Below are 8083 nucleotides of genomic sequence, written 5' to 3'. Positions count from 1 at the left end.
AGGTGACGGCGGTCGACATCGCGGGCGCCGCGCTGCGCGGCGCGGACGCCCGGTTGCGCGAGGCCGGTTGCCGGGATCGGGTCACACTGACCCGGTCGTCCTTCGACGCGCCGTGGCCGGGCGGGCCGTTCGATCTGCTGGTGCTCAGCGAGGTCGCCTACTACCTGCGTGCCGACGCGCTGGCGGCGGTGCTGCGTCGCGAATGCCCCCGGCTGCAAGCGGGCGCGACCGTCGTTGCCGCGCACTGGCGGCACGAGGTGGCCGACTACCCGCTCACCGGCGACGCGGCCCATGCGGTCATCGCGGGTACGCCGGGGCTGCGATCGCTGGGACGCTACGAGGACGCGGACGTCATCGTCGAGGTGTTCGACACCGGCGACGGGCGGTCGGTGGCGACGCGCGAGGGTGTGCCCGGCGCGCCCTGACGTCGCCGGGACTGCGCGGACCTGAAAGTGGGTACGAGAAACCCCATGCGCGTGGCGACCTTCAACATCCTGCACGGCCGCACCGTCGGCGACGGGGTGGAACTGCAGCGCCTGCGGGACTGCGTGCGCCGCCTCGATCCCGACGTGCTCAGCCTGCAGGAGGTCGACTGCGATCAGCCGCGCTCGGAGCGCGCCGACCTCACCGCGGTGGCGGCCGAAGCCATGGGAGCCGTGGAGCACCGGTTCGTGGCCGCCATCTCCGGCACCCCGGGGGCGACCTGGATGGCCGCCACCGGTCGCGAACAACCCGGCACCGCGGCCTACGGCATCGCGCTGCTGTCCCGCTACCCGGTGGCCAGCTGGCAGGTGGTGCGGCTGCCCCGCATTCCGATGCGCTTTCCGATGTACCTGCCCGGGCCCAACCGGGTGATGGTCGTCGACGAAGAGCCGAGGGCGGCGGTCATCGCGCAGCTGCGCACCCCGATGGGCGGGCTGACGGTGGCCAACACGCACCTCTCCTTCGTGCCCGGCTGGAATCGGCGCCAGCTGCGCCGGCTGGTCCACGACCTGCGCGGCTTTCCGGGCCCGCGGCTGCTGACGGGCGACCTCAACATGACACCGAAGACGGTGCGGCGCTGGTCGGGCATGCGCGCGTTGGCGTCCGCGGTGACTTTCCCGGCGGACGCCCCCGACCGCCAGCTCGACCACATCCTGACCGACGACCGCCGCCTGCGCGGCGGCGCCGTGGCGGCCGAGCCCATGGGGATCTCCGACCATCGGCCCCTGGTCGTCGACCTCGAACACGCGTGACTGGTTCTGCTCGCCGGCTCAGGCGCGGCGGTGTCCCGCCCGACCCATCCCGCTCAGCCGGCGGCGCACACGGTCGATCTCGTCCCACGAGGGCAGGCGGTCGGTGACCCGGGTGATCTCCACGCCGACGTCGACATCGGTGATCGAGGGACCCGTGATCGAGGGATTAGTGATCGAGGGATTAGTGATCGAGGGGCGCTTGGCCGTCAGCAGCTTCCTGGCGATGGTGGTGACCTCTTCGTCGGACACCCGTCGCGGCAACAGCGCCAGCAGCGGCGCGTAGCCGACGGCGGGCGCGCCGCTCGCGTAGCCCGCGCGCAGGAACGCGACAATGCTCGCGACCCGATCGGTCAGGCCCATACCCACCTCGCTCATCCACCGCTCACGCTTCTCGCCAGGAATAGCCGGGCGTCGCGGTTTGAAACCCCTTTGAAACCCCGCCGGCGCCGCGGGGCAGAAAAGGGGTCCGGTCCCGAACGGGACCGGACCCCTCTTCAACGAACGACCTACTGGTTTTCCTTCTCACGGTCTTCGGCGGCCTCCGCGCCGGCCCGCGCGGACTCGGCCTCGGCCTCCTTCTTGCCCGCGTCACGCTGGGCGTCGGCCTTGTCCTGCTGGGCCTGGCCCTCCTCGACCAGATCGTCGCGGCCAAGCGCGGCCCCGCCGACCTCTTTCACCTTGCCCTTGACGCCCTCGACGGCGCCCTGTACCGCTTCCTGCGGCCCGCTCTTGTCATCTCCCATGAGTCGACCTCCCTTTGGTTTCCGTGCAACTCGCCTCTACCGCGTTCCCGCCGCCGGAGCCGTCAAACGCTCCCGGCGCTGTGCGCGCGATCACGGGCAACGGTTTTCGCCGAACCCGTACCGTTTGAACGACCGGCGGCTGGGTAGTAATGATCGACCAACGAAAGCGGGTGAGGCATCTGACCACCATCGCCGTCGTCGGGGCGACGGGCACAGCGGGATCCCGCGTCGTCGCGAGGCTCAAGGCGCGCGACGTCGCGGTGGTCGAGGTTTCCCGCGAACACGGGATCGACCTGCTCAGCGGGGAGGGGCTGTACCGGGCGTTCAAGGGGGTCGACGTCGCGATCGACGTGTCCAACCCCGTGCCGGACGACGGGCAGCCCACCGTCACCCAGGCCTTCACCACCGCCTCGCGCAACCTCATGGGCGTGTGCGCCGCGCGCGAGGTCCAGCGCCTGGTGGTGTCGACGATTGCGGGCATCGACGACCCGGCGTTCGACGGCCTGCCCTTCTTCGAGGCCAAGCGGGCGGCGAAAGAGATCCTGCTCGACGGCCCCGTCCCGACCACGGTCGTGAAGTCCACCCCGTGGTACGAATCCGCCACCGGCCCCGCGGGGCCGGTGAATTGTGACGGGGACGAGGTGATCGTGGAGGACTGGCTGATTCAGCCCATCGCGGCCGACACCGTCGCCGACGTCCTGGTGGAGACGGCCCTGGGCCAGACGCATTCGCCGCGCACCATCACCGGCCCCGACGCCATCCGGTTGCCCGAGTTGGCCTCGAAAGTGCTTGCCCGGCAAGGAGACTTCCGTCCGGTGCGAACGGTGCAGCCCGCCGTCACCGGGCTGGCCGCGGGGGCACTGCTGGCCCCCGACCGGGCCGTGATTGTCGGCCCCGACGTCGAGACGTGGCTGCGGTCGCTGCCGCCGGCGGCCACCGACGGCCACGGGAGCGACGGCAGCGAAGACGCCGACGCGTCGGTGCACCGCCCGGACTTCTCGCGGATCTGAGCGGGCGCCATCTGAGCGGGCGCCGCGGAGCCAGGAAACGAAGAGTTGTCCGTGGCGGGGGCCCTGCGCCGGGCCGAATCCGCTGGTGGCGGCGCCCCCCTGACCGGGCGCTCCGCACGAGCGAAGTCATTCCCGCCCGCCGGCGGCGGCGGAGGGCTATGGTCAGCTCAGGTTGAATCCACAGCTGCCCTCTTGCGAGCGGCCGTGGGCGTCGGTCGCTCACCACTCACCACGACACCCGACGGGCGACGACATGACTGCTCAACCGTACCGAGTCGAACCGCGACTCCACTGCTACCAAATCGATTGCGCCGGTGCGCAACTGGACGTGCAAGCGCACGCCCTCGCGACAGTGCTGCGCATCCAGGGCGAGCTCGACGCGTCCAACGCCGACCTCGTCGCCCAGGCCATCCGCCGCTTCGTGCGGTTGCGGGCCCCGCTGATCCTCGACCTCAGGCGGGTGGAGTACCTCGGCAGCGCGGGCCTTCGAGCGCTGCTGCTCGTCCAGGAGGAGTGCCAGCTCGTCCGGTTGCACTGCAGCGTCGTCGGCGGTGTCGCGCTGCGCCGGCTCACCCGCCTGGTGACCGGCCTCGGCTTGCCCCTGGTCGACTCGGTCTCCGAGGCGCTCCAGCTCATCCAGGGTTCCAAGCAGCGGCGCTGAATCCACGTCACGATTGCGTCACGATCTTGCTGGCGATTCGTTAAGAACCACCCTGTTTTCCGTAAGGATTCTCAGCGTCGCCGACCGGATTTGACCATTCGCTTAGTGAACGACACCGTTCCGTGGCCAGAATGGCGGGTTGGCGGTCCCGCGTTCGTCATGAGCGAACACCGCCACTTTCCGCTTCCGCTACTTTGGTTTTCGAGGATCGGGAGCCTCTGTTGAAGAACACATCTCATTTCGAAGGACACACTGAATCATGAAAATCAGCAGTATTGTCGCGCGCCGGCGCCTGGCCGGCATCAGCGCCGGCTGCCTGCTCGGGGGGATCACCATGGGTGTCGTCGGCGCGCCGACGGCGGCCGCAGCGCCCGACTGCAGCCCCGGCGGCGTGAATGCCACCGTCTCGTCCGTGCAGGGCTCGGCCGAGCAGTACCTGTCGGCGCACCCGGGCGCCAACCAGGTGGTCACGGCCGCCTACGGCCAGCCGCGCCCCGAGGCCGCGGCGAACCTGCGGAGCTACTTCACGGCCCATCCGCAGGAGTACTACGACCTGCGCGGCATCCTGGCTCCGATCGGCGACACCGAACGGCAGTGCAACGTCCAGGCGCTGCCGCCGACCCTGGAGTCGGCCTACCAGGAGTTCATGGCCGGCTGATTCGCGCTGCGACAGAGAAGGCGGCCCGCCACGACGCCGTGGCGGGCCGCTTCTTTTCACGTGTGAACGGTCCTCGCGGCGGGTAATTGTCCGGTCAGCGAACGTGACTGGAGGGAAAGATGCGGCTGCGGCGCAGCGTTCTCAGCAAGCCGGGCATCGCGCGTAAGCGCCGCGGCAAGGGTTTCGCGTACTACGGGCCCGACGGCGACCGGGTGTCGGACCCCCAAACGTTGCAGCGCATCAAGGATCTGGTCATCCCGCCGGCCTGGAAGAACGTCTGGATCTCGCCGCATGCCAACGGGCACGTCCAGGCCGTCGGCGTCGACGCCGCCGGCCGCCGCCAGTACCTGTACCACGCCGCGTGGCAGCAGGAACGCGCCGAGGAGAAGTTCGACCGCGTCCTGGAACTGTCCACCCAATTGCCCCACTGGCGCACCGTCATCGCGAAAGACCTGGCGCGCAGCGGCTTGACGCGGAAACGCGTGCTGGCGCTGGCGCTGCGCCTGCTGGACCGCGGTTACTTTCGCGCCGGCGGCGAGCAGTACGCCGAGGAGCACGAGTCGTACGGACTGGCGACCCTGCTGTGCGAACACGTGGTGGTCCGCCGGCGCGCGGTCGAATTCGACTTCCCCGCCAAGAGCGGGGTGCGGCGCACCGTGGAGATCGAGGATCCGGAAGTGGTCCGCGCGGTCCGCGCGCTGATGCGCCGCCCCAACCGCACCGAGCGACTCCTGGTGTGCCGCACCGCATCAGGCTGGATGGACGTGCGATCCGACGATCTCAACGCGCGGTTCAAAGAGCTCGTCGGCGACGAGTTCACGGTCAAGGACCTGCGCACCTGGCACGGGACGGTCCTGGCGGCCACCGCCTTCGCCGACGCGGACCCGGCGGTGTCCCGGCGGGTGGCCAAACGCGTGGAGTCGGCCGTCATGAAGGAGGTCGCCGAAGAGCTGGGCAACACCCCCGCGGTGGCCCGCGGCTCCTACGTCGACCCCCGCGTGGTGACCGGGTATGAGCAGGGGCTGACGATCGCCGCCGCGACGCGCCGCGCCGAACGCGCCCGGGATCCCGACGCGGCTCAGGAGATCCTCGACAAGGCGACCCGGATGCTGATCCGGCGGGTGGCCAAGGGCCACAGTTCTTCCGGATCGTCCGCGCTGGCCAAGAGCGCGTGAACCCGGGCCGGCACCGACGAAAGACGCGTTGGCAAACCGCTTCTCGCTCCCGGATCTTCGCCGGCAGTCCTTGACACTTCGCTTGTCGGACACCCTCGGCGCCCAGGCCCCCACGCGCGGTGTAGTCAGACCGGTGTGAAACCCGCTGAGCGCCAATGTGCCACACCGTCAGGCGTGTCGGGGAGCCGCGCGGCGAAGTGTGGCTTCTCGAAAGGAACCGTTTAACGAAGTACCTATAGGGTATTTGGCTCGCCATGGCTGATCCCGGGCGAGCAAAGAACGTGCTGGTGTGGCACGTCCATGGATCGTGGACGCAGGCTTTCGTCGCGGGACGGCACCGGTATGTGATCCCGGTGGCCGCCGACCGCGGGGAGGGTGGCGTCGGGCTGGCCGGACGGTCCTGGCCGAACGCGCGCGAGGTAGCCCTCGAGGACCTGCGGCGCGAAGACATCGATCTCGTTGTGCTGCAACGCCCGCACGAGGCCGGGCTCGTCGCGCGTTGGGCGCGTCGCCGGGCGGGTACCGAGCTGCCGGCCGTCTACGTCGAGCACAACGCTCCGCGCCCGAGCCCCGCGCGGAGCCGGCACGTGGTGGCCGACCGGACCGACGTCCCGCTGGTCCACGTCACCGATTTCAACCGGCTGATGTGGGACAACGGCCGCGCCCCGACCCGGGTGATCGACCACGGCGTCGCCGACCCGGGACCCCGCTACACCGGCGACATCCCCCGGGCGGCCACCATGATCAACGAGCCGCTGCGGCGAAACCGCATCGTCGGTGCCGACCTGCTGGAACCGTTGTCGGCATACGCGCAGATCGACGTGTGGGGCATCGGCACCGGATCGCTATCTGCCAACCGGGGCGGCGTGACGGGCCGCGGGGACGTGGCGGCACCGGAGCTCTGGGACCAGATCGCCCGCAGGCGGGTGTACCTGCACACCGCCCGCTGGACGTCGCTGGGCCTCTCGTTGATCGAGGCAATGTATCTCGGCATGCCGGTCGTCGCCGTCGGCACCACGATGGCGCCGCTGGTCGTGCCCGGCGAGGCGGGCGTTGTCAGCGCCGACCCCGCCGCATTGGGCGCTGGCCTGCGCGAATACATGAACGACCAGGCCGCCGCCGCGGCCGCCGGCAAGGCGGCACGCGAATTCGCTTCCGCCCGCTTCGGACTCGGCCGCTTTCTCGCCGACTGGGACCGAGTGATCGAGGAGCAGTGCAGATGACCCGAAGGGAGCACGCATGAGGATCGCGATGATCTCCGAACACGCCAGCCCACTGGCGCACCTGGGCGGCGTGGATGCGGGCGGCCAGAACGTCCACGTCGCCGAGCTGTCGTCCGCGCTGGCCCGCCGCGGCCACGACGTGGTGGTGTACACCCGCCGCGACGACGCGCGGCTGCCGGAATGCGTCGAGACCGACCACGGCTACCGCGTCGTGCATGTTCCGGCGGGGCCGGCCCGCGTGCTGCCCAAAGACGAGCTGCTGCAATACATGTACGCATTCGCACGATTCCTGGACGCGCGCTGGGTCGCCGATGCCCCCGACGTGGCGCACGGTCACTTTTGGATGTCCGGGGTCGCCACCCTGCGCGCGGCCCGGCCCCACCGCATTCCGAGCGTGCAGACGTTCCACGCCCTGGGCCTCATCAAGCGATTGCACCAGGGGCTCGACGACACCAGCCCGGATTGCCGCGTCGGCGTGGAGGCCAGGGTCGCCCGCGACGCCGACTGGGTGGCGGCCACCAGCACCGACGAGGTCTTCGAGCTGGTCCGCATGGGACGCGCCCGGTCGCGGACCTCCGTCGTGCCGTGCGGTGTGGACGTCGACGCGTTCAGCCCGGACGGTCCGGTGGCGCCGCGCGGCGAACGGCCGCGCATCGTGTCGGTCGGGCGGCTGGTGCCGCGCAAAGGTTTTGAGACGCTGATCTGCGCCCTGCCACGGATCCGCGGCGCCGAGCTGGTGATCGTGGGCGGCCCGGCGCAAGCGGATTTCGCCGATGACCCGCAAGCCCGGCAGCTGCAACGGCTGGCGGCCGAGCTCGGCGTGGCCGACCGGGTGCGGCTGCTCGGCGCGGTGACCCGCGGCGAGATGCCCGCGCTGCTGCGCTCCGCCGACGTGGTGGCCTGCACCCCCTGGTACGAGCCGTTCGGCATCGTGCCGCTGGAGGCGATGGCTTGCGGGGTACCGGTGGTGGCCACCGCGGTGGGCGGAATCCGCGACACGGTCGTCGACGACGTCACCGGCCGCCTGGTACCGCCCAAGGACCCGGCCAGGCTGGGTGACGCCATCGCCTCGCTGCTCGCCGACCGCGATCGGCGAAGCGCCATGGGCGCGGCCGGGCGCGAACGGGCCCGCGCCCGTTACACCTGGGACCGGGTGGCGGCCGACACCGAGCGCATCTACGAGAAGCTCGCACCGGTCCGGCGTGAAGTGAGCGCCCAGAGCAAGCGTTCCGGGTGATGTTGTGGCTCAGGCGCTTTCCAGGATTTGCAGCGACCGCTCCACGTCGTCCGGCAGCCGCCGCCGTTGGCGCAGCGCGGCCGGCAGCACGGCCAGCGCCTCCAGCAACGCCTTCGCGTGTGCGGTGTCACGGGCCGCGGA

Annotated in this window: 10 protein-coding genes; 8 read left to right on the top strand and 2 right to left on the bottom strand. The window is 70.7% G+C overall.

Features of this window, described 5'->3' with window-relative positions; translation table 11 throughout:
• Both HMPREF0591_RS33050 and HMPREF0591_RS09445 read left to right on the top strand, forming a co-directional pair.
• Positions 1-425, top strand: a 425-nt coding sequence (locus tag HMPREF0591_RS33050) for an SAM-dependent methyltransferase (RefSeq protein WP_040621495.1), incomplete at its 5' end; no start/stop codon positions are given.
• A 45-nt stretch (positions 426-470) separates the two neighbouring features.
• Positions 471-1235, top strand: a complete 765-nt coding sequence (locus tag HMPREF0591_RS09445; protein ID WP_007168271.1) for an endonuclease/exonuclease/phosphatase family protein — start codon at positions 471-473, stop codon at positions 1233-1235.
• A gap of 18 nt (positions 1236-1253) precedes the next feature.
• Here the strand turns inward: HMPREF0591_RS09445 and HMPREF0591_RS09440 are convergent, their stop codons facing one another.
• Together HMPREF0591_RS09440 and mbp1 are read right to left on the bottom strand one after the other, a co-directional pair.
• Positions 1254-1610 carry a DUF3349 domain-containing protein gene (locus HMPREF0591_RS09440; protein ID WP_007168270.1) on the bottom strand — a complete coding sequence of 119 codons (357 nt, stop codon included), beginning with the start codon at positions 1608-1610 and terminating at the stop codon, positions 1254-1256.
• A 131-nt stretch (positions 1611-1741) separates the two neighbouring features.
• Positions 1742-1978 carry a microaggregate-binding protein 1 gene (gene mbp1, locus HMPREF0591_RS09435; RefSeq protein ID WP_007168269.1) on the bottom strand — a complete coding sequence of 79 codons (237 nt, stop codon included), beginning with the start codon at positions 1976-1978 and terminating at the stop codon, positions 1742-1744.
• A gap of 170 nt (positions 1979-2148) precedes the next feature.
• On the opposite strand from mbp1, the gene HMPREF0591_RS09430 reads away from it, so the two are divergent.
• The 6 genes from HMPREF0591_RS09430 to HMPREF0591_RS09405 all read left to right on the top strand — a co-directional run bounded on the left by HMPREF0591_RS09430 (position 2149) and on the right by HMPREF0591_RS09405 (position 7942).
• Entirely contained in the window at positions 2149-2988 is an 840-nt protein-coding gene (locus tag HMPREF0591_RS09430; protein WP_050790024.1) for an SDR family oxidoreductase, read from the top strand.
• Between the two features lie 253 nt (positions 2989-3241).
• Complete coding sequence (locus HMPREF0591_RS09425; RefSeq protein WP_007168267.1) at positions 3242-3649, top strand: STAS domain-containing protein; 408 nt, start codon at positions 3242-3244, stop codon at positions 3647-3649.
• 259 nt (positions 3650-3908) lie between these two features.
• A complete protein-coding gene (locus HMPREF0591_RS09420) occupies positions 3909-4307 on the top strand; it encodes a heme-binding protein (protein ID WP_007168265.1) in 399 nt (132 codons plus the stop codon).
• Between the two features lie 119 nt (positions 4308-4426).
• Complete coding sequence (locus tag HMPREF0591_RS09415; protein ID WP_007168264.1) at positions 4427-5482, top strand: DNA topoisomerase IB; 1056 nt, start codon at positions 4427-4429, stop codon at positions 5480-5482.
• A 254-nt stretch (positions 5483-5736) separates the two neighbouring features.
• Positions 5737-6705: a glycosyltransferase gene (locus HMPREF0591_RS09410; RefSeq protein ID WP_007168263.1), complete on the top strand. Its 969-nt coding sequence runs from the start codon at positions 5737-5739 to the stop codon at positions 6703-6705.
• A gap of 16 nt (positions 6706-6721) precedes the next feature.
• Positions 6722-7942, top strand: coding sequence for a glycosyltransferase (locus tag HMPREF0591_RS09405; RefSeq protein ID WP_007168262.1), 1221 nt, complete (start codon positions 6722-6724; stop codon positions 7940-7942).
• The last annotated feature ends 141 nt before the right edge of the window (positions 7943-8083 follow it).

The sequence above is a fragment of the Mycobacterium parascrofulaceum ATCC BAA-614 genome (assembly GCF_000164135.1).
Lineage (GTDB): Bacteria > Actinomycetota > Actinomycetes > Mycobacteriales > Mycobacteriaceae > Mycobacterium > Mycobacterium parascrofulaceum.
This window is presented reverse-complemented; position numbering and strand designations above follow the sequence as displayed.

Coding starts and splice junctions, on each gene's coding strand:
- mbp1 (WP_007168269.1), bottom strand. CDS start 1,978: ATGGGAGATGACAAGAGCGGGCCGCAGGAAGCGGTACAGGGCGCCGTC.
- HMPREF0591_RS09405 (WP_007168262.1), top strand. CDS start 6,722: ATGAGGATCGCGATGATCTCCGAACACGCCAGCCCACTGGCGCACCTG.
- HMPREF0591_RS09410 (WP_007168263.1), top strand. CDS start 5,737: ATGGCTGATCCCGGGCGAGCAAAGAACGTGCTGGTGTGGCACGTCCAT.
- HMPREF0591_RS09440 (WP_007168270.1), bottom strand. CDS start 1,610: ATGAGCGAGGTGGGTATGGGCCTGACCGATCGGGTCGCGAGCATTGTC.
- HMPREF0591_RS09445 (WP_007168271.1), top strand. CDS start 471: ATGCGCGTGGCGACCTTCAACATCCTGCACGGCCGCACCGTCGGCGAC.
- HMPREF0591_RS09415 (WP_007168264.1), top strand. CDS start 4,427: ATGCGGCTGCGGCGCAGCGTTCTCAGCAAGCCGGGCATCGCGCGTAAG.
- HMPREF0591_RS09425 (WP_007168267.1), top strand. CDS start 3,242: ATGACTGCTCAACCGTACCGAGTCGAACCGCGACTCCACTGCTACCAA.
- HMPREF0591_RS09420 (WP_007168265.1), top strand. CDS start 3,909: ATGAAAATCAGCAGTATTGTCGCGCGCCGGCGCCTGGCCGGCATCAGC.